This is a genomic window from Acholeplasma equirhinis, assembly GCF_017052655.1.
Taxonomy (GTDB): Bacteria; Bacillota_I; Bacilli_A; order Acholeplasmatales; family Acholeplasmataceae; genus Acholeplasma; species Acholeplasma equirhinis.
In genome coordinates, this window is sequence record NZ_JAFIDC010000001.1 from 522,102 (window position 1) to 546,377 (window position 24,276).

Sequence of the window (24,276 nt, forward strand, 5' to 3'; positions counted from 1 at the left end):
GTTATAAAAGAAAATGAAAATTGTGTGAAAATTCTATCATTGTTTACAATTAATATGATATGATACAATAGTATCGAATATGGAAAGGTATGAAAAAGCTTGAAATACAAATCTTTAAATGAACGTCAAAAATACATTAGAAACTTCTCCATTATTGCACATATCGATCACGGTAAGTCTACATTAGCTGACCGTATTTTAGAAATGACTGCCTCTGTCCAAAAAAGAGACATGAAAGAACAAATCTTAGACTCAATGGATTTGGAACGTGAACGTGGGATTACAATTAAACTAAATGCAGTTCAATTAACCTATAAAGCGAAAAATGGGCAAGAATTTATCCTACATTTAATCGACACTCCAGGACATGTCGACTTTACGTATGAAGTTTCAAGATCGCTTGCTGCTTGTGAAGGGGCTATTTTAGTCGTAGACGCAGCACAAGGCATCCAAGCACAAACACTTGCAAACGTGTATTTAGCAATTGATAATGACTTAGAAATTATTCCTGTACTTAATAAAATTGATCTACCATCAGCAGAGCCTGAAAAAGTACGTCAAGAAATTGAAGATGTCATCGGTATCGATGCATCAACAGCAGTAAAAGCATCTGGTAAATCAGGTTTAGGGGTAGATGAAATCCTTGAAAGAATCGTCACAGACGTACCTGCACCAGATGGTGATGAAGATGCACCATTACAAGCATTAATCTTTGACTCATTCTTTGATGCATATCGCGGTGTCATTCCAACGATTAGAGTTGTGAATGGTTCAATTAAAAAAGGTGATATGATTGAATTTATGGCATCTGGTGCCAAATTTGAAGTTGTTGAAGTTGGTGTTTATACACCTGCTCAAAAACCAGTTGATATTTTAGGTCCTGGTGATGTTGGTTATTTAACTGCTGCAATTAAAACGATTGGTGATGTGCGTGTCGGTGATACGATTACAAACGCTACTAAAAAAGCAAAATCACAGCTACCTGGTTATCGTACATTAAATCCTGTTGTTTTCTGTGGATTATACCCAATTGATCCAGATCAATACATGGATTTAAAAGAAGCATTAGAGAAATTAAAACTTAATGATGCATCATTAGTCTTTGAACCAGAATCATCACAAGCATTAGGATTTGGATTCCGATCAGGTTTCTTAGGTCTCTTACACATGGATATCATCCAAGAGAGAATCTATCGCGAATTTAACATTGATTTAATCGCGACTGCACCTTCCGTAATTTATCATGTATATATGACAGATGGTGAAATGATTTTAGTTGATAACCCATCTATGTTACCAGACATCCAAAAAATCGATCGCATTGAAGAACCATATGTCAAAGCAACCATCATGTGTCCAAAGGACTATGTTGGTGCAGTTATGGATATTTGTCAGAAGAAACGTGGTACTTTCGGTGATATGACTTATATCGACCAAACACGTGTCATGTTGACATACCAATTACCACTTGCAGAAATTGTTTATGACTTCTTTGATAAACTAAAATCTACAACAAAAGGCTATGCATCATTCGACTACGAATTATCTGGATATAAACCTTCAGAATTACGTAAGATGGATATCCTCTTAAATGGAGAAGTTGTCGATGCTTTATCAGTTATTGTACATCGTGACTTTGCATATTCACGTGGTAAAGCAATTGTTGAAAAATTAAAAACGTTAATTCCTCGTCAAATGTTTGAAATTCCAGTTCAAGCTGCATTAGGTGGAAAAATCATCGCAAGAGAAACAATCAAAGCACTTAGAAAAGACGTACTTGCAAAGTGCTATGGCGGTGACATCACACGTAAGAAGAAACTTCTTGAAAAACAAAAAGAAGGTAAAAAACGTATGAAGACATTTGGTAAAGTGGATATTCCACAAAGTGCATTTATGGCAATTTTATCAAACTCTGATGAGTAATTAAATCTATGACATTTTACTAATGAAATTCCTTGACATGAATGCGCTTACATGATATCATGAATATGGAATGATTAGTAACATAATTCCAGGAGAAATTTATGATGTTTACACTAAAGAAAGTGAAACTAAATAATGTCTCAATTGGAGTAGAAGTAACTCTACAATATTTTCATATAATAATCTAAGGGCATAGTATATCTATACCCTTTTTTATTGCCAAGGCGAAGGAGGATTAAATATGTCAAATATATTTCAGTACGAACCAAAGCAAAACGTCTATGACGTGAAGGATGTGGGAACTAGTAAAAAGAAGCTAGGTAAACACGTAACAGTTGAACAAGATAAATTCGTTGACGAATTACTAGAAATCATTATTAAAGAACAAGACGAAATCAAATAGTAGCCTACAGCATATAGGTTACACCTTCTCTCTTCAAAGAGGTATCCAAGTTGGGTGGATACCTCTTATTTTTTGGTATAATATAAGAAGAGGTTGACTGCTATGAAAGGTTTATACATCCATATCCCATTTTGTGAGTACATATGTCATTATTGTGACTTTGTTAAACGTGTTCCAAAGGATCAAAATATGATTGATACATATTTGATTCGCTTACGAGATGAAATACAAACATATCAAAAACATTTTGATTCAATAGAAACAATTTATATTGGTGGTGGTACACCATCAATGTTAACTGTCGACCAATTAACCTATCTTTTTGACTCATTAAAAGCTATCCATCCAATGGAGTTTTCAATTGAGGTTAATCCTGAAAGCTATACTTTTGAAAAAGGTGAGGTCTTTAAAAAGTATGGTGTTAATAGAGTCTCACTTGGTGTTCAGTCATTTGATGATAAGATTCTAGCTTATATGAATCGTGGACATAAGACTGAACAAATTGAATCAATTATTAAACATTTAAAATCAATTGGTATAAAAGATATCTCAGTTGATCTAATTTTTGCAATCCCTGGTCAAACTATGGATCATATTAAACATGATTTGGAACAATTCATTAAATTGGACATTGATCATATTTCATATTATTCATTAATCTTAGAAGACAAAACTTATTTTTATCATCAATATTTAAAAGGTAATTTTAAACCAATGGATGAAGATATCGAAGCTGAAATGTATCATTATATTATTGATTTTCTTGAGTCAAAAGGTTATGAACAATATGAAGTTTCAAACTTCGCTAGAGACAATCATTATTCACTTCATAATTCAATCTATTGGACATTAGGTGAATATATCGGTGTTGGTATGGGTGCACATGGATTTATTGATAATGAACGTACTTATAACGAGCGTGGAATGAGTCAATATTTAGACCATTTTACAAAAGAACGTATGCCACAAACCGATGAGCTTAAACTTCAGGATGAATTAATATTTGGACTTAGAATGACCAAAGGTGTTGATATTCATAAGATTGAAAAAACTTATGGTATTAATCTTTTTGAAAAATATCCTCAAATACAAGATAAGATTGAACTCGGTTTGTTAAGACTTAAAGATCATCATTTGCAATTAACTAAAGAAGGAATGATGCTTGGTAATCAAGTATTCATGTTATTCATATGAAGTATTTAGTAAATGATTTTATTTATTACTTAAATCATGAAAAAGGGTTATCTAAAAATACCCAGCAGGCTTATCTTACTGATATTGAGGGATATCAACAGTTTTTAGAAAAGTATCACAAGATTACTAAAGTGGATAGGATTGAAAGAAAGCATTTAGAAGCCTATCTAAAAAGCCTTAAAAATAGAGGTATGAGTGCGAAATCAATGGCACGCAAACTGACGTCAATTAAAGCATTTCATGCGTTTTTATTAGAAGAAAAAGAAGTTGATACAAATATTGCTTTATTAATTGAAAGACCTAAAATTGAAAAGAGTTTACCTTCAGTATTATCGATTGATGAAGTAGTTAAACTCTTAGAAACAATTGATCGTTCAACACCACTTGGACTTAGAAATGTAGCTTTACTTGAACTGATTTATGGGTCAGGACTTAGAGTATCTGAACTCCTTAATATTCATACATCGGATGTACATATGACACAGGCTTATGTTGTCGTAACAGGTAAAGGTTCTAAAGACCGAATGGTGCCTATTTCTGATATGGCTGTGGTTGCGATTAGAAACTATTTAACACAAGGTAGAGATGAACTTTTGAAAAGACCTTCTAGTTACTTATTTGTTAACTTGAATGGTGAACCTTTATCAAGAGTTGGATTCTTCAAAGTATTAAAAAAATTAGCATTCGATGCAGGTCTTAATCCAGAACATATTTCACCACATACACTCAGACATTCATTCGCAACACACCTATTAGAAAATGGAATGGATTTAAGAAGTTTACAAAATTTACTAGGACATGAAGATATTTCAACTACTCAAATTTATACACACATTTCACAAAAGAGATTAAAGGAAGTTTATGAAAATACACATCCTCGAGCGAGAAAGGAAAAGCTATGAAATACAAAAGAATATTCTTAATCGTTATGGATTCAGTTGGTATTGGTTATCAACATGATGCAGATAAATTCTTTAATGCTGGCCATAATGATATTGGTTCAAATACACTTGGAAACATTGCAGAAAGAATGGATTTAAAGGTTCCAAATCTTGAGAAATTAGGTCTTGGAAACATTGCACCTTTAAGAGGTATTAATCCTCAAAAAGAACTTAAATCTTTTGTTACAAAGATTGCAGAAGCAAGTAATGGAAAAGATACAATGACAGGTCATTGGGAGATGATGGGACTCTATATTACAACACCATTCCAAACCTTTACAGACACTGGTTTCCCTAAAGAATTAATTGATCTTTTAGAACAAAGAACTGGACGTAAAGTTGTAGGTAATATCAGTGCATCTGGTACTGAAATTATTAAAGACTTTGGTGAGCATCATATGAAAACTGGTGACTTAATTGTCTACACTTCAGCTGACTCAGTTTTACAAATTGCTATGCATGAAGAAATCATTCCAATTGCTGAACAATATCGAATTTGTGAGATAGCTCGTGACATCACTATGAAACCCGAATGGAAGGTTGGACGTGTTATTGCAAGACCATTCTTAGGAACAAATAAAGACAACTTTAAACGCACTTCAAATAGACACGATTATGCACTTAAACCATCAAATAAAACAGCTCTCAATTTCTTAGATGAAAAGGGTTTTGATGTGATAGCACTTGGTAAAATTAATGACATCTTTGATGGCTATGGAATTAACCAATATGCTAAGACAGTTTCTAACGATGATGGTATGGTAAAAATCACTGAGTGGAGTAAGAAAGATTTCACTGGATTGGTGTTCTTAAACCTCGTAGATTTTGATGCGTTATATGGACATAGAAGAGATGTTGAAGGTTATGGAAAAGCGATTGAAACATTCGATTCTCAACTACCTGAATTAATGAAAAATCTACGAGAAGATGACTTACTTTTAATTACAGCAGACCATGGTAATGACCCTACATTCTATGGTACAGATCACACCAGAGAACATGTGCCATTAATCATTTATAGTCCAAGTTTCAAATCAGGTAAACTCTTAGAAACAAGACATACATTTGCAGATATTGGATTCTCTATTGCAGAAAATTTTGATACAGAATTACCTGAACATGGTAAATCATTCTTAGACTTAATTAAATAATAGGGTTTAACAAATATAAACAAAAGGAGCTCGCTAGCTCCTTTTTTAATTTTCAAAATATTGATTTAATTCATCATTAGTTGATATAGATTCAAGTGCAAGCATTAGAAGTATTCTTGATTTTTGACTTGGTAAATTACCGCTAAATAATACACCTAATTGTTTAAGATGATAGCCGCCACCTTGATATGCATAAGTGTCAAATACACGACCCTTAGGACAACGTGAAGTAACAACAACAGGGATACCTTCCTGTATCGCACGTGCAATACCAGGTACCATCATTGGTGGTACATTACCACGTCCAAGTGCTTCAATAATAATCCCATCAACTTTAGAATCAATTAAGAAATTAATGATAGATGAGTCTGTACCTGATGCAGCTTTGACAATTTCGACTCTTTTTGTAAGTTTACTAATTGTAATTTTAGGTTTAGTATTTGTATTCGAACGATAAAAGAAAACTCGTGAAGAATCGACAACTCCAAGTGGTCCAAATTCAAGAGACTTGAAAGTATCGAGTGCAACAGTATGCGTTTTGGTAACTTCGCTAGCAGCATTGATCTCATCATTCATGACTAGTAGCACACCACGGTTTTTTGACTGTGAGTCAGAAGCGACTAAAATTGCTGAGACGATATTTGAGAGTCCATCATACCCTAGCTCAGATAGGTTACGCATTGCACCAGTCATAACGATTGGAGTCTCCATTTTGTAATAGAGATCAAGGAAGTATGCAGTCTCTTCAATGGTGTCAGTACCGTGTGTTATAACGATCCCATCATAATTTGTATGTTTAATTTCACTGTCAACTAGTTTAGCAATGTTAAACATATCATTTGGCGTTATTTAAGGACTTGGGAAATAGGAGTGTTCAATATATTTAATTTCGATGTCTCTAAAGACGTCCTTCACAGCTGATTGGAGTTGAGTGTTACCAGATGACATGACTGATTTCATAGTGTTCATATCATTGATCATTGCGATGGTACCACCTGTAAAAATTACGAGTATTTTCTTATTATTCATATTATCACCTGTAAATATTATATACTAATCGTTTGATTTGAGAAATCGAAAAGTTTAGTAAAATAAATTACATCATTTCATGTGATTTTAGATAGAATATACTTTAATAGCTAATAGAAGCCCGAAATTTAAACCAATTCATTTATCAACTTATCCACACAAAATCTATTGAGCGCTCCACTAGGCTCACAATAAACGGTTAACATAATATACATTATAGGAACAAATAAACAAATAAAGAAATGGTCTTCTATAAAATAAAAGGGTATATGAATTAGTGAATGATTATATTTAATGTGTAAAAAGTATCACTAAACAATTATTAAATATAATCACGATATATAAATGATGACAATAAAAGATTTCAAGAGATGCAAATCAGCGTTTGAGACTACTTATTTCGATAGAATGGCTGTCTCGCTTGCTCAGAGGCTAAAAATTGATTTTGCTAAACTTTAGTGTTATTTAATCAGACAGACAAATTAAACTACCTCTACTTCTTTTAATGGATGTATGTGTATATTAAATGTATCGGATCATGAAAAAATGAGCATTCATTTTGAGCAATCGAAAAATAAAAAGATGAGTGATTACCAACCTCGATTTGTCTGATAATTATCACTTAAATTTAATTTTATAAAAATTTCAAAATCTCTACTTCTTTATAAATGAATCTATATGTTTAAATTTAGTAAACCTAGAAGAAATATTAACTTCAATATTTGTGTTTATTGAAAGTAAACAATGTATATAAATAGTAAACATACATTTTTTAAAGTTAAGAATAAAAAAATGCACCGTGTAGGTGCACTTTAATATATTGTCTATTTTCTTACTTGTTATTTTTCATTGATGCAAGAATTTGGCGAACTTGTTTTTCAGATGGTGTTCTTCCCATTTGTCTAAACATTTCGCGAATTGATCTTTCATCGATTGGTGGGTTCTTTTCAAGGTAGCTCTTAAATACTTTTCTTGATATGAAGAATCCTGCAACACCACCAACTAGTAATGCTCCAACGATAATAACAACGAATAACCAAATTTCAATTTGCATGGTCAATACTCCTTTTGTATGTCACAATTAATTTTACTTGAATCTTATATAAATTACAATGATTATATTTTAATCACATAATAGATCTTTTTAATGCCATATACTTTTTCTGATCTTACTTGATATTTTGGTGTGCGTTCTAAGCTGAGTATGACATCTTTATGTGTTTCTATAACGATTAGGCCATCATCATCAAGTATACTATCTAAATCATTAATAAGTGATTCTAAATTAACTTTTTTGTATGGTGGGTCTAAGAAGATAAGGTCGAATTTATATTGTTCGTTTTTGAGTTTTTCTACTGCTTTTAAATAATCTAATTTAAGCAATTCAGACTGTTCTTCAACCTTTAAACTCTTAATGTTTTCTAGTATAGTTTTGGTCGCATCTAGTTTAGTATCATTAAACATACATTTTCGTGCACCACGAGAAATTGATTCAAGTCCGTATGCACCACTACCTGCAAAAAGGTCAAGTATAAATGCATCTTTAACTTTATCTCCAATGGAGTTTAAGACTGCTCCTCTAACTTTGTCAGAGGTTTCTCGTGTTGATTCAGAAGGTACCATTTTAATGATTCTGCTTCGATGGATACCACTTATAATTCTCATTATACAATTGTCTCTTCAATCAGTTTTAACTTAATTTGTTTAGGCCCAACAACATAAGATTTTTCAATGATTTCTTTAGCTTCTTGAAGTCCTTTATCGTGGTGATAGATTGTAACAATTGGATCACCAATTTTTACATCATCACCAATTTTTTTATGTAAATCTAGTCCTACAAGCAAATCAATTTTGTCTTCTTTTTTCATGCGTCCTGCACCAAGTTTCATAGCAGCTATTCCAAAGTTTAATGCATCAACTTTTTCTAAGAATCCATTCATCTTAGCACGGATAACTTCGACCTTTGTATCACCAATTAAATTGGCTTTATTTTTTAAGAAATTAACATCGCCACCTTGTGCAGCAACGAATGTATAAAAGGCATTTAATGCTTCACCATTTCTTAAAGTTTTATATGCAAGTTTGTAACCGTCTTCAAAGGTATCAACTACTTTTGCATCACGTAATAAATGACCAGTTATGACAGAAACAACTTCGGTTAAATCTTCTGGACCTTTACCTTCGAGTGTTTCAATTGCTTCATAAATTTCAAGAGAGTTACCAATCTTATGTCCCAATGGTTCATCCATTGAGGTAAGAATTGCAGTGACTTTTTTGCCTGCTTTTTTACCAATCTCAACCATCAATTTAGATAGTTCAATTGCATCTTCTTTAGTCTTCATGAATGCACCAGATCCAACCTTAACATCAAGAACAATTGCATCTGCACCAGATGCTAATTTTTTACTCATAATTGATGAAGCAATAAGTGGCATTGAATCAACGGTTGCAGTAACATCTCTTAGTGCATAAATCAATTTATCAGCTGGTGCAATATCACCAGATTGTCCAACAATTGAGCATCCAATTTCATTCACTTGTTCTTTGAATTTTTCTAAAGGTAACACAACATTAAATCCAGGAATCGCTTCTAATTTATCAATTGTTCCACCAGTGTGACCTAAACCTCTACCACTCATTTTTGCAAGTTTAGCACCTAAGTGTGCAACAAGTGGTGCGAGCACTAAACTCACTTTATCCCCGACACCTCCTGTTGAATGTTTATCAACCTTCACCCCTTTGATATCGGATAAATCTAAGACTTCACCAGAATCACGCATAGCCATTGCGAGGTTTGTTGATTCATCAGAATTCATACCTTGGAAATAAACTGCCATTAAGAATGCTGACATTTGATAATCAGGAATTCTACCATTTGTATATCCATCGATTACAAATTCAATTTCTGCTTTGGTTAAAGTTTGCCCATATTTTTTCTTGGCAATAATATCTACCATTTCCATATTTATTTACAACTCCTTTATATAAAAAGGGCTAATATAAATTAGCCGTTAAGTACCATAAAAACAACTACGATTATACCGATCACTACAACGAGTTTTAGTGATTTTTTTATTAGAGAAATTAATCCCATGATTAATAAGATACCTGCAAGTCCAACGAATAAGATTTGAAGTAAAACTGGGAATGTATTAAAGTAATCAAAACCAGAAATCCACCATTGGTCTGTCGTTGGTTTTAATAATGGATCTAACCATCCTGTTACATCTTGAAACCATTGTAAGATTGCATTCCAAATATTACCTACGGTTTCTTGCCACCCACCATTTTCCATAATTGTGTCACCTTCGCTTTCAAATATTATTTTACCAAATAATTGGGTTGTTTAAAAGGCTTTAGGATGTTATAATCAAGTTCGGTGATAAATATGATACTCACAATGATTAGACATGGTGAAACAGACTATAATAAACAAAGACTTGTACAAGGCAGAATGGATAATCCATTAAACGAACATGGTAAAAATCAAGCACGTACGACAGGTCAACTTTTAAAAGATTTAAATGATACTTTTGATATCTTAGGTACATCTCCATTAAAGCGTGCGTATGAGACTGCAGAGATTGTTGGATCATATCTTGATATGAATGTCGAGTTTACATTTGATGGCATGTTAGAACGCGATTTTGGCTCATTTGAAGGTAAGTCAATTGATCTTGCACTTCCTGTATGTACAGATGATCAATATAAAGAACCTGGTTTTGAAAATAATGAAATATTAGCATCAAGGATCAAACAAGCTACCTACGATTTATATCAAGAGTTTGAAGATAAGAAAGTGTTATTTGTTGCACATTCACATGTCATCAAAACCTTACTTATTCTATCTGATAAATCAAAATATACATATACAAATCATTATGTTGGAAATTCTTCAGTTTGTTATTTTAATGTTACAAAGGATAAAATTGAATTAATTAAACAAATTGATCTTTAACATAAAACGCACATAACTTTGTGCGTTTTTTTTACTTTGAAAAATAAAAAAACCTATCACGATGATAGGTTTAACAATATTACTCTGTGTGTGATTTATCAATTAGTCCAGAATTGATTGCAACTTGAACCATTTCACCAACTTCTGCAGTTTGCATTGATTGGTATTTTTCATAAGGAATTGGATCATGAACAACTACAGTTACTCTAGTGTGTCTAAATGGTGAATTATGCTGGATTTTAGAGTTTCCATTAATTGTAAGTGGTAGAATTGTTGCACCAGGTTTTACAGCCATTTTAAACGCACCAGCACGGGTTGCTTTAACTTCGTCTGTGTCACGGTCTTTTCTTCCACCTTCAGGGAATACTGTCATAACAAATCCGTTTTCAACTTTTTTAATTGTTTCAACGAGACCTTTGGCTGTTTTTCTATCATCTCCACGATAAACTGGCATACAACCCATGGAGTTTAATACAAGTCCAAATAAAGGTATTTTATAGAGTGATGATTTTGGAGTAAATGCGGATGGACGTTTAATGATTTGCATAATAATCATTGGATCTAGATAAGATTTATGATTTGAATATGCGACAAGTTTACCGTCTTTTGGAATTTTTTCACCACCAATAACTTTTACAGATACATTAAACATAAAGAGTCCTACTGCTACTGAAGCTGAACGCCAACCATAATTTTTGTATCTTGAAGTATATGGAACTTTATAAAAGATTGCAGCATGCACTGCGATGCCAACCCAAATCATTAAGATACCAAACAAATATCCTAAGACGAACCATAAAATCATCCACCATCCACCAAGGATTAGTGACATTCCGATAAAGAATGATAAAAATGAAATTAGAAAGATAATTGTAAACATAGTCTAACCTATTTCTCGTAGGTGGCAAAAATTAAGCCAGGTACGATTTTCTTTTCTATTAGTTTATACTTAGATAGTTCAAAAGGTGTGAAATATACATTACCTTCGTGATAATTCAAAACATGCGTGATATAGAGTCTTTCAACATAAGGAAGTGTAATTTCGTAAATCTTTTTACCACCAATGACCACTAAGTCAGATTTAAAATTTTGAATAAAGCTAATGACATCCGTGATGCATTCTGCATCAGGGTATTTGGTATTTATAAGATTTGCAACAAAGATTTTCCCATAAGGTAATGGTTTATCTTTATAATAACCTTTTAATGAGCGGTAAGTTGCTTCACCCATTAAGACAGTTTTACCTTCTGTCATTTTTTTAAAGAATGCTAAATCTTCTTTGTAATGCCAAGGTAGAACATTGTCCTTACCAATTAACCAGTTAATATCCATTGCCCAAATGGATGAAATCATACAGCAACCTCACCTTTAATTGAAGGATATGGATCATATCCTTCTAGTTTAAAGTCTTCATAAGTAAAATCTTCTAAATTTTTTACATCTGGGTTAATTTTTAAAGTTGGTAATTTTCTTGGTTCTCTGGTTAATTGGAGTTTAACTTGTTCCATATGATTAGAATAAATATGTGCATCACCAATTGTATGAACAAACTCACCAACTTCCATACCGGTTACTTGTGCAACCATCATTAAGAAGATTGCATAAGATGCAATATTAAATGGAATACCTAAAAAGACATCACCACTTCTTTGATAAAGCTGTAAACTGAGTTTATTATTAACAGAATAAAATTGGATTAATGTATGGCATGGCGGTAAAGTCATTTGACCAATTTCAGCAGGATTCCAACTTGATAAGACAAGTCTTCTTGAATCTGGATTTTTCTTTAACTCCGTTAAGATATACTTAATTTGGTCAACACCATTAAATTTACGCCATTGTGAACCATAGACAGGACCTAAGTCACCCCACTTTTCAGCAAAGCCAACTTCATTTCTGATTTTATCAGAAAATTCAGCCATTGTCTCACCTTGGTATGCTGGGGATTCCTTATATTTTTTATATGGCCAGTCAGTCCAAATACCTACACCATGGTCTACTAGATATTTAATATTAGTGTCACCTTTAATAAACCATAATAATTCATAGATAATGCCCTTTAAAAAGGTTTTCTTTGTAGTGACAAGTGGAAATCCATCCGCAAGGTCAAATCGCATTTGATAACCAAATACGCTTCTTGTTCCTGTTCCTGTACGATCTGATTTTTCTACACCATGATCTAGTATATGTCTAACTAAATCCAAATATTGCTTCATGCTAATCCCCCTAAATATAATTACTTAGCTAATTCGTATAAGCTTTCTGTGTAAATAATTGTTGCTGTGATAAAGTCATCAATATCAATGAATTCATCTTTTTGGTGAATATAAGTTGGTTTATCAATAAAGTGTGGACCAAATGCTACAACATTTTCAGTTGCACGTGCGAAAGTACCACCACCAATTGATATTGGACCACGTTCATCACCAGTATGTTTTTTATAAACATTCATTAAAGTTTTAATTAAATGTGATTCTGGATCTTTATACAGTAGTTTTTGATGATGATTTACTGACAAGATATAGTTAGATGGTAAAAGTGATGCAATCTTTTCAAATACATCTTTTTGATAATTCACACCTTTTGGATATCGGATGTTAAGAATCATTTCAAATTTATTACCATCTGTTTTTAACACACCAAAGTTGTTCGTTAAAGGTCCCATTTCTTCATCAGTGTATGCAATACCAAACTTTAAACCTGCAGTATCATGATTTAAATATTGATCCATGAATTTAGTTAATTCATTTGACAATTCAAGTTCTTTTAAACCATCAAGCATTAAATGAATTGCATTTACGCCTTCTTGTGGTAATGAACCGTGTGCAGATTTACCTTCAACAAAAAGATTCATTAAACCATCTTTTTCTTCAACTTTACCAACTAAATTGTTTTTACTTAAGTAATTATTCCATTTAGTTTTAAGTAATGTATCTTTTTTGACTGTAACAGTTGCAGATTCTGGAACCATATTTGTTCTTAATCCTGCTTCCATCTTGATGATGTCACCTGGTTCAAAAGTACCTTTAATAATTGTATTTGTAATACCTTTTTCTGCATAAATTAATGGGAAATCAGCATCAGGAATAAATCCAGCAACTGGTATTTCTGGATATTTCTTGAAATAATAATCCATACATCTCCAACCGGATTCTTCATCTAAACCTAAAACAAGTTTAATTCTCTTATTTAGTTTTAAACCAGATTCTTTTAAAATCTTCATTGCATAATAAACAGCCATTGTTGGACCTTTATCATCTTCTGATCCACGTGCATAAATTTTATTATCATGAATTTCTGCACCATATGCAGGATAAGTCCAGCCTGAACCTGCTGGAACGACATCTAAGTGTCCGATTGAACCGATGTATTCTTTTGAATCACCGAATTGGATATGTCCTGCATATCCATCGACATTTTCAAATGAAAAACCATCGCGTTTTGCTAACTCTAACATGAAATCTAATGCAGCTTTATTACCTGGACCAAAAGGAGCTCCTTCACGATTCGGATCAAAACTGGTTAGTTCTGAGTTAATTTGTAGTAATTTTTGTGTATCTTTGATTAATTGATCCTTATATTGTAAGACCAATTTTTTGAAGTCTATTGACATAGTATCATCTCCTTTTTTATATTGTATCACTAATCACTTTAAAACTCTATTATATAGAGTTGTTTCAAAAAAAATTGAGGATATTCTCCTCAATTTAATTAATCTATATTATCGATATATTCGTTGTACTTATGCTCTAATCCTTCAAATGTTTCACATGCATCTTTGATTGCTTCATAAAGATCAGATTGATAGGGTTTAAATGCAGTGTTTTCCATGTTGATTTCATCTTCAATATAGTAGATGTAATGTAATTCACCATTCTCATGATAGATACCACGAGCTTTTACATAAAGATCTTGGTTAAGTACCTCTGAGACTTTAATCAGTGATCTTTTGGCACTCATTTTATACACTCTTTTTGAAGCCTTACCAACAATTAAAATGATTGAGAAGTTTTTCTTTACGTTATTAGAAATAATTAAATAAAGAACAATTAAAAGAATAATCGATGTAACAGCTAAACTCCAAATATTTTCAACCTTTAAAGTATCATTTAAGACATCAATCAATGTTAATAAATCACCTAAAATTAGAATTCCTAACATAATCCAAAGTGTTGCAAGTATTCTGCTATAAAACGCTACAAAAAATTTACTCTTGGTATCATCTTTAGGTAATACATAATATTTCATGATGTTATTGACAAAAAAATGTAGTGGAAATAGTATCATTCCAGGGATGATGAGTGAAAATAAATCAAATGTATAAAGATCTTTTACAAAAAAGTAAATAAGTATTGCGGTTGTCAAAGCGAGTATTGCATAGATTGAAAAAGTTAACCAAAGTTTTTGGTAACCAATGAGTATATATAATATAACCATAACAAACATAGATGAAAGTAAAAGTGTCCAAAATATCATGTTATCTACCTCTATCTTTATTAAGATTATATCACATTTTGACTTTAGTCATTCATTGCTTCAAAGTATGCATCGTCATCTTTAGGTAAGAATATAATACGTTCTACAACAATTTGAATATTTGAACGATTCTTTTCATCATCATCTACCCATTTTGATACTTCAAGACGACCTTTTAATGCAATACCCATACCTTTTCTAAAGTATTCTTGTGCTTTCTTATGATTATGATCAAATAAAGCAATTCTAAAGTAATCTGCATCATAAGTACCTTGGTAATTTTTATAAGGTCTCATAACAGAAACTCTAAGATCAGTGTATTCAACACCACTATCTGAAACTTTTGCATCAAAACTAACGACTCTTCCAATTAAATTTACGAATGTCATATGTATATCTCCTTTTTTTCTTTCAATCATAGAAGATATACATTCATTTGTTAAATGCAATTTTAAAAGATTAAGCTTAAGTTAATCTTCATTTCAACATAAAAAAAAGTGATGTTTCGAACATCACTTTACTTTTTAATTAAAATTTTATCTAAAACAGTATAATTTTAGATTTTAGGAAAAACATATAATTTTGAGATAAATTCCATACTTAATGCATAATAAAGTGAAAGTATGTCATCAAGTATAAAATCGTTTAAGTATTTAATTGCATCTTCTAATGAAATACCATTTAAATGATATTTGCCATATAAGAATAATCTGTTTTCAATATCATCAAGTGCCATAATATAACTACCTAAATATGCACGTTTCAATGTGTTAAAGTTTTTCTCATTTAAAGCATTCAAACCTTCATTAAAGAGGTAATCTGTGATTAACTCTGCTAATTTTTCAGGGTCATCTGCTTGATTGTCCATAATAAAGATCATGGTTTCATCTTCCATCGTGACATTCATTTGAAATCCATCATTAATATATCCATCTGCAATCAGTTTTTCTGCAAATTCTGATTGATTACCAAAGAGCATTTGCATCAAGAATAAAATCGACATCTCTGTTTTAAAAAGTGATATTTCATCATCTTTTGAAAGGTTATATTTAACACCTAATAATAAACCAGGCATTGCAATATCAATAAATAGCTTATCTTCTTGAATTTTAACTTTTGAAGGTTCTTTAACTTTGATAATTTCTGGAACTTTTTGATCTAAGACATAGTCTTTTTCATAAAGTCTTTGTTTTAAATCATCAAAATCTAAATCACCACATATGATTAATTGTCGATTAGGAGATTTATAAAAATGGTGATAGACAGTTTCTAACTGTTCTTTATCTATTTTTTTTATATCTTCAACTGTACCTAAGATATCATGAAGTATTGGGTGTACCCAAAACATCATATCATAAAGTTTTTGAGTCGTAATGGTTTCTTTATCATCATCATACATCATAATTTCTTCTTTGATGATTTTCTTTTCATTTTCAACTGATTCTTTTGTAAAATAAGGTGTTTCAATGACATCAATCAAATACATTAAAGATTCTATGAAGTTGAAACTACCATTCATGGTGTAACTTGTTTGACGGTAAGTTGTTAATGCATTTGCAGAAACACCTAAAGATGATAACTTTTTAAATGCATCACCTTCTGGCATTTGAAACATTTGATGTTCTAGAAAATGCGGCAGTCCAGGTGTGATATCATAGGATTCATCACCTGTTTTATATTTAAGGTAGTATGAACCAAGTGGTATATCAAATTGAGCATAATTTACTTTAGTCTTTTCATATATTAAATGAACATTTAAGCCATTCTTCAATTTGATGATTTCTGGGGTGTGATTAAAGATCTTGATATTCATTTTGATCCCCCATTAACGTATAAGTTGTTTTTAATTCTAGTTTTTGTAATACTTGTCTAATATCTTCTACTGTGACACGATCAATACGAGAAAGTGTTTCTTCTAAAGGTTGTTCAACTTGATATAAATCAGATAAAAACTTTCTTGGAATTAAGGATTGTTGTTGGTCAAGTGAAGAAAGTATTTGAGATTTTAAATAAATTTTTGCATCACTTAACTCTTTTTCAGATGGACCATCAAATTGGAAATTATTAATGATTTCTATCATTTCATCAAAAGCATAATCTTTTTGTTCAAGATTAACACCTGCATAGATGAATAAATACTTTTTATCGTATTCAAAGTGACTATCAACCTCATATGCAAGTCCAAGTGTTTCTCTGATACGTTTAAATAAAATACTTTCAGGATATCCACCAAGAATTAAACTTGCAAGTTGGCTTGCTGTATATAATTTATCTTTTCTTTCAATTGGTAGTGAAAAGCCTAAGAATATCATTGCTTGATGCATAGAAATTTCTTCTTCATGATTTGTTAAAGGTTTTGTAATATTAGGAATATTGACTTCTAATGTTGCATCTTGTGTTTCATAGATAGAAATACTTTCTAATGCATGGCGAAACTGATCTGAAATATCACCAGAGACATAAATCTTTAAAATATTATCTTTAAAATCACCTTTATAGTAATTGTAGAGGTCTTCTACATCAATTGATTTAATCGTATCTTGAGTTCCATAAATAGGTAATCCATATGGATGATTAAGAAAAGTGTGTGCCATAAATTGTTCTTTAGCATACTCAAATTTACGATCTTTACGTGTTTGAATATATTCTAAACAAAATCTTTTAACTTCATTAAATTGCGATGGCTCAAACATTTCTCTTTCAAAGAATGTTTCTTTTAAAAGTGAGACAATATCGTTGATATAATTTTGATCATCAATGAATTTAGGATTTGGTAGAACAAAGGTAAATCTTAAAATTTGATACTCACCAAGCATAAAAACTTGATTAGAAACATACATACCATAAAGGTTTGCGAATGCTTCAATCAATTGTTTTTTTGTCGGATAAGATTTTGTGTATGAAGTTAGTAATCTTGTCAATAAAAAACGATACGGTATCGTATCTTTTTTTAATTTCTCTAAAAAGTAGAAGGATACGTGTATCGTTTTAAATGTATCATCTTGAATAAATGTCATAATTTAGCGTTAAGAGCAATCTCCATCATACGAGTAAATGCATTTTGACGTTCTTCAGCTGATGTTGCTTCATGTGTAACAAGTGAGTCAGAAATTGTTAATAAACAAGCAGCATTTTTACCTGTTGCCATGGCATTTGCAAATAATGCAAAGCTTTCCATTTCAACACACATGCAACCATATTTATCATGAATATTTTTATATTCATCACCATTGATGCGGTAGAAAACATCTGATGAATGAATTGTACCTTCATGTAGAGGAATACCTAATTTCTTAGCAGAGTTTCTAATTGCACGATTTACTGATTTTGTTGATTGTAATTTCTTCTTAGAAGAAACACCCATAGTTTTTGCATATGTTGATTCACTCCAAGCAGATGTTGCAAGTACAACATCATAAAGTGCTAAATCTTTTGTATATGCACCTACTGAACCGATACGAATGATTGTATCAACATCATAGAACTTAAATAGTTCGTATGAATAAATACCAATTGAAGGCATACCCATACCAGAACCCATGACAGTTATTCTTTTACCTTTATAAGTTCCAGTGAATCCAAACATATTTCTAACACCGTTGATTTGTACAACGTCTTTTAAATATGTATCTGCAATATATTTCGCACGAAGCGGATCTCCAGGCATTAATACGACTTTTGCGATTAAAGATTTATCATTTAACTCAATATGTGGTGTTGCCATTAATTTTTTCTCCTTCCATTAAGCTCACGCCAGATGATGTACCAAGTCTTGTTGCACCAGCTTCAATCATTGCTTTTGCATCTTCCATTGAACGAATACCACCGGATGCTTTAATTTCACCTGCATCACCTACGACTTTTTTCATTAATTTAACATCTGTAACATTTGCACCACTTGGAGCATATCCGGTTGATGTTTTAACAAAATGTGCACCAGCTTTTATAGCTAGTTTTGATACAGAAGTGATTTCTTTTTTTTCTAAGTATGCTGTTTCAATGATAACTTTCACAGTTCTTCCTGCTGCAGCTTTAACTATACCTTTAATTTCTTTTGAGATTGCTTTTTTATTTTGTGCTTTTACATCAGCAACATGGACAACCATATCGATTTCATCCGCACCATCTTTTACTGCTTCTTTAGTTTCATAGATTTTAACCTTAGTTGTTGAAGTGCCATGTGGGAATCCGACGACTGTACAAACTAAAACGTTTGTACTTGCTAATTTTTCTTTTGCATATTTAACCCATACAGGTGATACACAAACACTCTTAAATTGATATTTGATTGCTTCTGCAATTAATTGATCAATTTGAGCTAATGATACAGTTGGACCAAGTTTAGTATGGTCAATGTATTGATTTAAATTCATCCTCAAACCTCCTTTAATAGTTTGGACGATGTTCTTTATCTAAATAGTATTGATAAAGTTTTAATACAGCTTTTCTATCTAATTCTTGTAAGATTTGTTCCTTCTTACCATTTGCAATTTCATAAAATACAGAATCTCTGAAGCCGATTTTTTCGGTATCATCAATATTTGCACCAAAATAAACCTTATCAATATTAGCCCATAGGATTGCACCTAAACACATTGGACAAGGTTCACCGGTTGTATAAATCTCACAACCAGTAAGGTCAAATGATTTCAATTTTTTTGTTGCTTTTCTAATGGCGTTCACTTCACCATGTGCAGTTGGGTCATTATCTTTTAACACTGTGTTATGACCTTTTGCAATCACAACACCATCTTTAACAACGACTGCACCAAAAGGTCCACCATGAACATGATCAATACCTTTTTTCGCTTCGTTGATCGCTTGACGCATAAATTTATTCATTTTAAATTAACCTCTTTTAATCTAAAAGTTCGTGTAGATGATATTTTGCAAAACTTTTTGCAACTGGATTCCATTTACCTTTTTTAGCGCTCTTAGATAATTTCTTTAAATATTTTTTAGGGACTACCTTAGTTCCTTGTAAAAAGCCTGGAACATCAAGTAAGTATTTTTGATTTTTTGTCAGATATTCTTGATAATCAATGACTTTTAAAACACCATCAGTTTGATGAAATAAAATATAGTCAGTGTGTGGTGGTATGACTGTCTGAGTCATTTCTTTCCACTCAATAGCAAAATATGCTTTATCTTCTTCATCTTTGATGAAATAATATTTAGGTACAATCGTATCTAAATCATTGTAGTAGTCTTGTAGGACTTTGATTTCATCTGTGTATCTTAAGATATGTGATAATTTTTCTTCTTTAACCCAGAAATATTTTTCTTCATATTCAGGATACTTTTCTAAATAGGCTTTTTTGACCATTTGGAATACTTTAAGTATACGTTCTTGATTAAATTCAAGTACATCAGAAAACATTTCTGATAAGACATAGAAATCAAATTTGTCACAAATCTTTTTAACAAGTTGAATAACTGATTTAACAAAATATGTTGGACTTAAAATAGGTAACTCTAGATGAAAGTTTACCTCTAAATACTTAGGTGAAATTCTTTGTATATTAGGTACTTGAGATTTAGGTGTTAAATAAAATGCACAAGGAAAACCGAGTGTTGGATGTGTATATAAGAATCTAACACTTTTTTCATCCATTTCGACTTCAAATCCTGGTTCATTATCGAAAAAATCAATGACTTTTTCTTTATCTAGTGATCTTGATTTTTCTTTAAAGAAGTGTAAGTAAAATTGGCTCAATGATATCTCCCCTTTAGTTCATTTTAGCATGAAACAATGCTGAACTACTTAAGAATCTTTTCAATTTTTTTGTAATCTGTACGATCAAACTTAATTGGAGTGATTGAAACATACCCATTTTCATAGGCATAAACATCTGATGTGTCATCTTCAACAATTTTCATAATTGAATGTGAAAGATTATACATGTTTGGTTTATCTGTTTTCATAAACTCCAAATGTTGAAGTCTTTTACCTAATTTTGTAATTTTAGTTCCTAACACCTTTTGGAAATTATAATGCGGGTAATTGACGTTTAAAACATCAGCTTCGTGATAAAGTTTATTTTCAATGATTTCATCTAAAAGTTTTACTGTTTCATCATAAACGTAAGATAGGTTGATATCAGCAGCAGAAAATGCAATTGCAGGTAGACCTAAAATTGCAGCTTCAAACGCAGCACCGACAGTACCAGAATATTGCACATCATGTGCAATATTACATCCATGATTAATACCAGATAAAACTAAATCAAATTCTTGATCAAATATTTTTAGACCTGCTCTTACTGCATCTGCTGGATAACCATCTACAGCAATTGAACGAACTGAACCGAAAAGTGGTTCAACCTCGGTAACTTCTATAGGTCCTTTGATTGTAATCGATGCACTTTTTGCACTTTGTTGATGTTTTGGAGCTGCAACATACACAGTACCGTGATGTGCTGCTGCCTTAGTTAACAATTTTAAACCTTCTGCATTAATTCCATCATCATTTACGATTAAAATATTCATTTAGTCCCCCTCATGACTCTTGCACAACGATGACATAAGCCATCTTCTGTTTCAGAAACAATATTCCAACATCTTTCGCACATGTGTCCTTCTGCTTTTGTAACTGTCACTTGATTTTCTTTACCAACAGTTAATGAATAACTTGAAACAATAAATGCTTTATGAAGTGAATCTTTAATATCTATGAATTTGATTGCATCAAGTGTTTCTTCTGTAACAACTAAATTTAAATGCGCTTCTAAAGATTTACCAATAACTTTTGCAGCACGTGCAAGTTCTAAATGTTTTAAGACTTGATCACGTAATTGCATAAAGATATCAAATTTTTCATGCATTACAGGATCTTTTACTTTAACACGTGATGGCATATGTTCAAGATAAACATCTTCATAACGTTTTCCAGGTAAGAAACTATATGCTTCGCTTGTTGTATGTGGCATGATTGGTGTTAATAAACGTAATGTCCCGTGTAAGATGTCATAAACTGTTGATTGTATTGCGCGACGTTCAAAGTCATTTTCAGCATCACAGTAAAGACTATCTTTTGTATAGTCTAAATAATATGCGGATAAGTCATTAACAAAGAACGGAACAATGTTTCTTGTAACTTCAATAAATTTATAGTTTTCATAAGCTGTTAAAACTTTATCTGTTAAATCGTAAAACTTATCAGTCATCATACGATTCATCTTGCCACGCATAGACCAACCGATATAATCATTTTCACGATCAAAATCTGAAACAACACCTAACATGAAACGGAATGTATTTCTGATTTTACGATAACTTTCAGCAACTTGCTTCATAAGTTCATCTGAAATTCTTACATCTGACTCATAATCAACAGATGCAACCCATAATCTAAGTACATCAGCACCTTGTTCTGACATAACTTTTAATGGATCAACAACGTTACCTAAGGATTTACTCATTTTACGTCCTTGACCATCTAATACGAAACCGTGTGAAACGATTTCTTTATAAGGTGACATGCCTTTAACTGCAACTGCAGTTGTTAAACTTGAGTTGAACCAACCACGATATTGGTCTGAACCTTCTAAGTAAAGGTCAGCTGGGAACGGTAACCCTCTACGTTCTAAAACACTGTATGATGTACCAGAGTCAAACCAAACGTCCATAATATCAATTTCTTTTGTTAAAGGACCATTGGAATTAAACCATTCAGGTAATAACTCTTTAGCATCCCATTCATACCAAATATCTGAACCATGAACTTCAAATAATGATGCAACATGATCGATTAATTTAGCATCAAGAATTGGCGTGCCATCTTGTTCATAGAACACTGGGATTGGAACTCCCCAAGCTCTTTGTCGTGAGATTACCCAGTCTTGACGGTCTCTTAACATATTAACAAGACGCGTTTCACCCCATGGTGTATTCCATTTAACTGATTCTGCAGATTTGATTAAATCTTCTCTAATCATTGCAATACTTGCAAACCATTGTGGTGTTGCTCTAAAGATAATTGGTTTTTTAGTTCTCCAGTCATGTGGATATTGGTGACGAATTGTTGTATGTTTTAATAAATGACCATTTTCTTTTAAATCTTCTATGATTGAAAAGTTAGCTTTTTCATAGAACATACCTTCGTATTTACCAGCATCTGCTGTCATCATACCTTTATCATCAACTGGTGATAAAAGTTCAAGATTGTATTTTTTACCAACCATGTAGTCATCTTCACCATGACCCGGTGCAGTATGTACTAAACCTGTACCATCTTCGTTTGTTACATGTTCACCTAAGATAATTGGTGATACACGGTCATATAATGGATGTTGATATTTAACAAATTCTAAAGTATTTCCTTTAAATGTTTCCAATTCTTTAACGTCATTAAATCCTAAAACTTCTTTTAATTTAGGTAAAAGTTCTTTTAGTGCGATATATTTTGTACCATCTGCTTCAAAATAAACATATTCAAAATTAGGATGTACTGAAACAGCTAAGTTTGCAGGTAGTGTCCATGGTGTAGTTGTCCAAACTAACAGTTTAGCACCAAGATACTTTGAATCTACAACATCAAATGCAATGTAGATTGATTGAGATTCTTTTTCCATATATTCGATTTCTGCTTCAGCAAATGCAGATTCTGATGATGGTGACCAATAAACTGGTTTTAATCCTTTATAGATTAAATTCTTTTCAACCATTTTTCCAAATACACGAATTTGATCAGCAATAAATGACTTATCCAAGGTTAAATAAGGTTTATCCCAATCACCTAAAATACCTAAACGTTTAAATTGTTCTTTTTGCATACCAACTTGGCTGATAGCAAAATCTCTACAAATTTTTCTAAATTCAGCACGTGTTAATTCTTTTCTATTAACACCTTTTTTTGTTACTTCGTTTTCAATTGGAAGACCATGTGTATCCCATCCAGGTACATATGGGACATAATAACCAGACATTGTTTTAGATCTTAAAACGAAGTCTTTAAGTGTTTTTTGGAATGCATGTCCAATATGAATGTTTCCATTTGCATATGGTGGACCATCATGTAAAACAAATGGTGTATTGTCCTTATTCTTCTCTAATACTTTTTTATATAATTCAATTTCTTCCCATCGTTTTTGTAACATTGGTTCTTTAGTGCCTAAATTACCTTTCATCTCAAAATCAGTTTTAGGCATTCTTAAGGTATCTTTGTATTCCATAAATTTCCTCCTAGATATATAAAAAATC

Annotated in this window: 25 protein-coding genes; 5 read left to right on the top strand and 20 right to left on the bottom strand. The window is 31.8% G+C overall.

Going from position 1 to position 24,276, the window contains the following annotated elements; translation table 11 throughout:
• Positions 1–99: 99 nt before the first annotated feature.
• From lepA to deoB, 4 genes are all read left to right on the top strand, one after another.
• Positions 100–1,923 (top strand): translation elongation factor 4, encoded by a 1,824-nt coding sequence (gene lepA / locus JV173_RS02415; protein ID WP_205734701.1) that lies wholly within the window; start codon positions 100–102, stop codon positions 1,921–1,923.
• A 505-nt stretch (positions 1,924–2,428) separates the two neighbouring features.
• Complete coding sequence (gene hemW, locus JV173_RS02420; protein ID WP_205734702.1) at positions 2,429–3,520, top strand: radical SAM family heme chaperone HemW; 1,092 nt, start codon at positions 2,429–2,431, stop codon at positions 3,518–3,520.
• Positions 3,517–4,422, top strand: a complete 906-nt coding sequence (gene xerD, locus JV173_RS02425) for a site-specific tyrosine recombinase XerD (RefSeq protein ID WP_205734703.1) — start codon at positions 3,517–3,519, stop codon at positions 4,420–4,422. The genes hemW and xerD overlap by 4 nt, the downstream gene beginning before the upstream one ends.
• A complete protein-coding gene (gene deoB / locus JV173_RS02430) occupies positions 4,419–5,612 on the top strand; it encodes a phosphopentomutase (RefSeq protein ID WP_205734704.1) in 1,194 nt (397 codons plus the stop codon). The genes xerD and deoB overlap by 4 nt, the downstream gene beginning before the upstream one ends.
• A 45-nt stretch (positions 5,613–5,657) precedes the next feature.
• Here the strand turns inward: deoB and JV173_RS02435 are convergent, their stop codons facing one another.
• From JV173_RS02435 to JV173_RS02460, 6 genes are all read right to left on the bottom strand, one after another.
• A complete protein-coding gene (locus tag JV173_RS02435) occupies positions 5,658–6,461 on the bottom strand; it encodes an asparaginase (protein ID WP_307836871.1) in 804 nt (267 codons plus the stop codon).
• Complete coding sequence (locus JV173_RS02440; RefSeq protein WP_205734706.1) at positions 6,462–6,641, bottom strand: hypothetical protein; 180 nt, start codon at positions 6,639–6,641, stop codon at positions 6,462–6,464.
• Between the two features lie 832 nt (positions 6,642–7,473).
• Positions 7,474–7,695 (bottom strand): YneF family protein, encoded by a 222-nt coding sequence (locus JV173_RS02445; RefSeq protein WP_205734707.1) that lies wholly within the window; start codon positions 7,693–7,695, stop codon positions 7,474–7,476.
• Between the two features lie 62 nt (positions 7,696–7,757).
• Positions 7,758–8,306 carry a 16S rRNA (guanine(966)-N(2))-methyltransferase RsmD gene (rsmD, locus tag JV173_RS02450; RefSeq protein WP_205734708.1) on the bottom strand — a complete coding sequence of 183 codons (549 nt, stop codon included), beginning with the start codon at positions 8,304–8,306 and terminating at the stop codon, positions 7,758–7,760.
• Positions 8,306–9,604 carry a pyrimidine-nucleoside phosphorylase gene (locus tag JV173_RS02455; protein ID WP_205734709.1) on the bottom strand — a complete coding sequence of 433 codons (1,299 nt, stop codon included), beginning with the start codon at positions 9,602–9,604 and terminating at the stop codon, positions 8,306–8,308. Before JV173_RS02455 ends, rsmD begins: the two co-directional genes overlap by 1 nt.
• A 41-nt stretch (positions 9,605–9,645) precedes the next feature.
• Positions 9,646–9,936: a hypothetical protein gene (locus tag JV173_RS02460; RefSeq protein ID WP_205734710.1), complete on the bottom strand. Its 291-nt coding sequence runs from the start codon at positions 9,934–9,936 to the stop codon at positions 9,646–9,648.
• A gap of 93 nt (positions 9,937–10,029) precedes the next feature.
• On the opposite strand from JV173_RS02460, the gene JV173_RS02465 reads away from it, so the two are divergent.
• Positions 10,030–10,599, top strand: a complete 570-nt coding sequence (locus JV173_RS02465; protein WP_205734711.1) for a histidine phosphatase family protein — start codon at positions 10,030–10,032, stop codon at positions 10,597–10,599.
• Positions 10,600–10,678: 79 nt separating this feature from the next.
• Here JV173_RS02465 and JV173_RS02470 read toward each other — a convergent pair whose 3' ends face one another.
• The 14 genes from JV173_RS02470 to ileS all read right to left on the bottom strand — a co-directional run bounded on the left by JV173_RS02470 (position 10,679) and on the right by ileS (position 24,248).
• A complete protein-coding gene (locus tag JV173_RS02470; protein WP_205734712.1) occupies positions 10,679–11,479 on the bottom strand; it encodes a lysophospholipid acyltransferase family protein in 801 nt (266 codons plus the stop codon).
• An 8-nt stretch (positions 11,480–11,487) separates the two neighbouring features.
• Complete coding sequence (locus JV173_RS02475; protein ID WP_205734713.1) at positions 11,488–11,952, bottom strand: dihydrofolate reductase; 465 nt, start codon at positions 11,950–11,952, stop codon at positions 11,488–11,490.
• Positions 11,949–12,815, bottom strand: a complete 867-nt coding sequence (thyA, locus tag JV173_RS02480; RefSeq protein ID WP_205734714.1) for a thymidylate synthase — start codon at positions 12,813–12,815, stop codon at positions 11,949–11,951. The genes JV173_RS02475 and thyA overlap by 4 nt, the downstream gene beginning before the upstream one ends.
• 20 nt (positions 12,816–12,835) lie before the next feature.
• On the bottom strand, positions 12,836–14,212 hold the full coding sequence (gene pepV / locus JV173_RS02485; protein ID WP_205734715.1) for a dipeptidase PepV: 1,377 nt from the start codon (positions 14,210–14,212) through the stop codon (positions 12,836–12,838).
• Positions 14,213–14,310: 98 nt separating this feature from the next.
• The gene (locus JV173_RS02490) at positions 14,311–15,075 is read right to left on the bottom strand and encodes a hypothetical protein (protein WP_205734716.1); all 765 of its coding nucleotides are present in this window, start codon (positions 15,073–15,075) and stop codon (positions 14,311–14,313) included.
• 44 nt (positions 15,076–15,119) lie between these two features.
• Entirely contained in the window at positions 15,120–15,464 is a 345-nt protein-coding gene (locus tag JV173_RS02495; protein ID WP_205734717.1) for a single-stranded DNA-binding protein, read from the bottom strand.
• A 167-nt stretch (positions 15,465–15,631) separates the two neighbouring features.
• Positions 15,632–16,888, bottom strand: coding sequence for an EF-P 5-aminopentanol modification-associated protein YfmH (yfmH, locus tag JV173_RS02500; RefSeq protein ID WP_205734718.1), 1,257 nt, complete (start codon positions 16,886–16,888; stop codon positions 15,632–15,634).
• Complete coding sequence (locus JV173_RS02505) at positions 16,869–18,092, bottom strand: M16 family metallopeptidase (RefSeq protein ID WP_205734719.1); 1,224 nt, start codon at positions 18,090–18,092, stop codon at positions 16,869–16,871. Before JV173_RS02505 ends, yfmH begins: the two co-directional genes overlap by 20 nt.
• The gene (gene deoD / locus JV173_RS02510) at positions 18,089–18,799 is read right to left on the bottom strand and encodes a purine-nucleoside phosphorylase (RefSeq protein WP_205734720.1); all 711 of its coding nucleotides are present in this window, start codon (positions 18,797–18,799) and stop codon (positions 18,089–18,091) included. Before deoD ends, JV173_RS02505 begins: the two co-directional genes overlap by 4 nt.
• Positions 18,780–19,448: a deoxyribose-phosphate aldolase gene (gene deoC / locus JV173_RS02515; RefSeq protein ID WP_205734721.1), complete on the bottom strand. Its 669-nt coding sequence runs from the start codon at positions 19,446–19,448 to the stop codon at positions 18,780–18,782. Before deoC ends, deoD begins: the two co-directional genes overlap by 20 nt.
• A 13-nt stretch (positions 19,449–19,461) precedes the next feature.
• Positions 19,462–19,917 (bottom strand): nucleoside deaminase, encoded by a 456-nt coding sequence (locus JV173_RS02520; RefSeq protein ID WP_205734722.1) that lies wholly within the window; start codon positions 19,915–19,917, stop codon positions 19,462–19,464.
• 16 nt (positions 19,918–19,933) lie between these two features.
• Positions 19,934–20,791 carry a hypothetical protein gene (locus JV173_RS02525; protein WP_205734723.1) on the bottom strand — a complete coding sequence of 286 codons (858 nt, stop codon included), beginning with the start codon at positions 20,789–20,791 and terminating at the stop codon, positions 19,934–19,936.
• Positions 20,792–20,835: 44 nt separating this feature from the next.
• Positions 20,836–21,564, bottom strand: coding sequence for a 5'/3'-nucleotidase SurE (gene surE, locus JV173_RS02530; RefSeq protein ID WP_205734724.1), 729 nt, complete (start codon positions 21,562–21,564; stop codon positions 20,836–20,838).
• The gene (gene ileS, locus JV173_RS02535) at positions 21,561–24,248 is read right to left on the bottom strand and encodes an isoleucine--tRNA ligase (protein ID WP_205734725.1); all 2,688 of its coding nucleotides are present in this window, start codon (positions 24,246–24,248) and stop codon (positions 21,561–21,563) included. The genes surE and ileS overlap by 4 nt, the downstream gene beginning before the upstream one ends.
• Positions 24,249–24,276: the final 28 nt, after the last annotated feature.

Coding starts and splice junctions, on each gene's coding strand:
- hemW (WP_205734702.1), top strand. CDS start 2,429: ATGAAAGGTTTATACATCCATATCCCATTTTGTGAGTACATATGTCAT.
- xerD (WP_205734703.1), top strand. CDS start 3,517: ATGAAGTATTTAGTAAATGATTTTATTTATTACTTAAATCATGAAAAA.
- deoB (WP_205734704.1), top strand. CDS start 4,419: ATGAAATACAAAAGAATATTCTTAATCGTTATGGATTCAGTTGGTATT.
- JV173_RS02440 (WP_205734706.1), bottom strand. CDS start 6,641: ATGAATAATAAGAAAATACTCGTAATTTTTACAGGTGGTACCATCGCA.
- JV173_RS02445 (WP_205734707.1), bottom strand. CDS start 7,695: ATGCAAATTGAAATTTGGTTATTCGTTGTTATTATCGTTGGAGCATTA.
- rsmD (WP_205734708.1), bottom strand. CDS start 8,306: ATGAGAATTATAAGTGGTATCCATCGAAGCAGAATCATTAAAATGGTA.
- JV173_RS02455 (WP_205734709.1), bottom strand. CDS start 9,604: ATGGAAATGGTAGATATTATTGCCAAGAAAAAATATGGGCAAACTTTA.
- JV173_RS02460 (WP_205734710.1), bottom strand. CDS start 9,936: ATGGAAAATGGTGGGTGGCAAGAAACCGTAGGTAATATTTGGAATGCA.
- JV173_RS02465 (WP_205734711.1), top strand. CDS start 10,030: ATGATACTCACAATGATTAGACATGGTGAAACAGACTATAATAAACAA.
- JV173_RS02470 (WP_205734712.1), bottom strand. CDS start 11,479: ATGTTTACAATTATCTTTCTAATTTCATTTTTATCATTCTTTATCGGA.
- JV173_RS02475 (WP_205734713.1), bottom strand. CDS start 11,952: ATGATTTCATCCATTTGGGCAATGGATATTAACTGGTTAATTGGTAAG.
- thyA (WP_205734714.1), bottom strand. CDS start 12,815: ATGAAGCAATATTTGGATTTAGTTAGACATATACTAGATCATGGTGTA.
- pepV (WP_205734715.1), bottom strand. CDS start 14,212: ATGTCAATAGACTTCAAAAAATTGGTCTTACAATATAAGGATCAATTA.
- JV173_RS02490 (WP_205734716.1), bottom strand. CDS start 15,075: ATGATATTTTGGACACTTTTACTTTCATCTATGTTTGTTATGGTTATA.
- JV173_RS02495 (WP_205734717.1), bottom strand. CDS start 15,464: ATGACATTCGTAAATTTAATTGGAAGAGTCGTTAGTTTTGATGCAAAA.
- yfmH (WP_205734718.1), bottom strand. CDS start 16,888: ATGAATATCAAGATCTTTAATCACACCCCAGAAATCATCAAATTGAAG.
- JV173_RS02505 (WP_205734719.1), bottom strand. CDS start 18,092: ATGACATTTATTCAAGATGATACATTTAAAACGATACACGTATCCTTC.
- deoD (WP_205734720.1), bottom strand. CDS start 18,799: ATGGCAACACCACATATTGAGTTAAATGATAAATCTTTAATCGCAAAA.
- deoC (WP_205734721.1), bottom strand. CDS start 19,448: ATGAATTTAAATCAATACATTGACCATACTAAACTTGGTCCAACTGTA.
- JV173_RS02520 (WP_205734722.1), bottom strand. CDS start 19,917: ATGAATAAATTTATGCGTCAAGCGATCAACGAAGCGAAAAAAGGTATT.
- surE (WP_205734724.1), bottom strand. CDS start 21,564: ATGAATATTTTAATCGTAAATGATGATGGAATTAATGCAGAAGGTTTA.
- ileS (WP_205734725.1), bottom strand. CDS start 24,248: ATGGAATACAAAGATACCTTAAGAATGCCTAAAACTGATTTTGAGATG.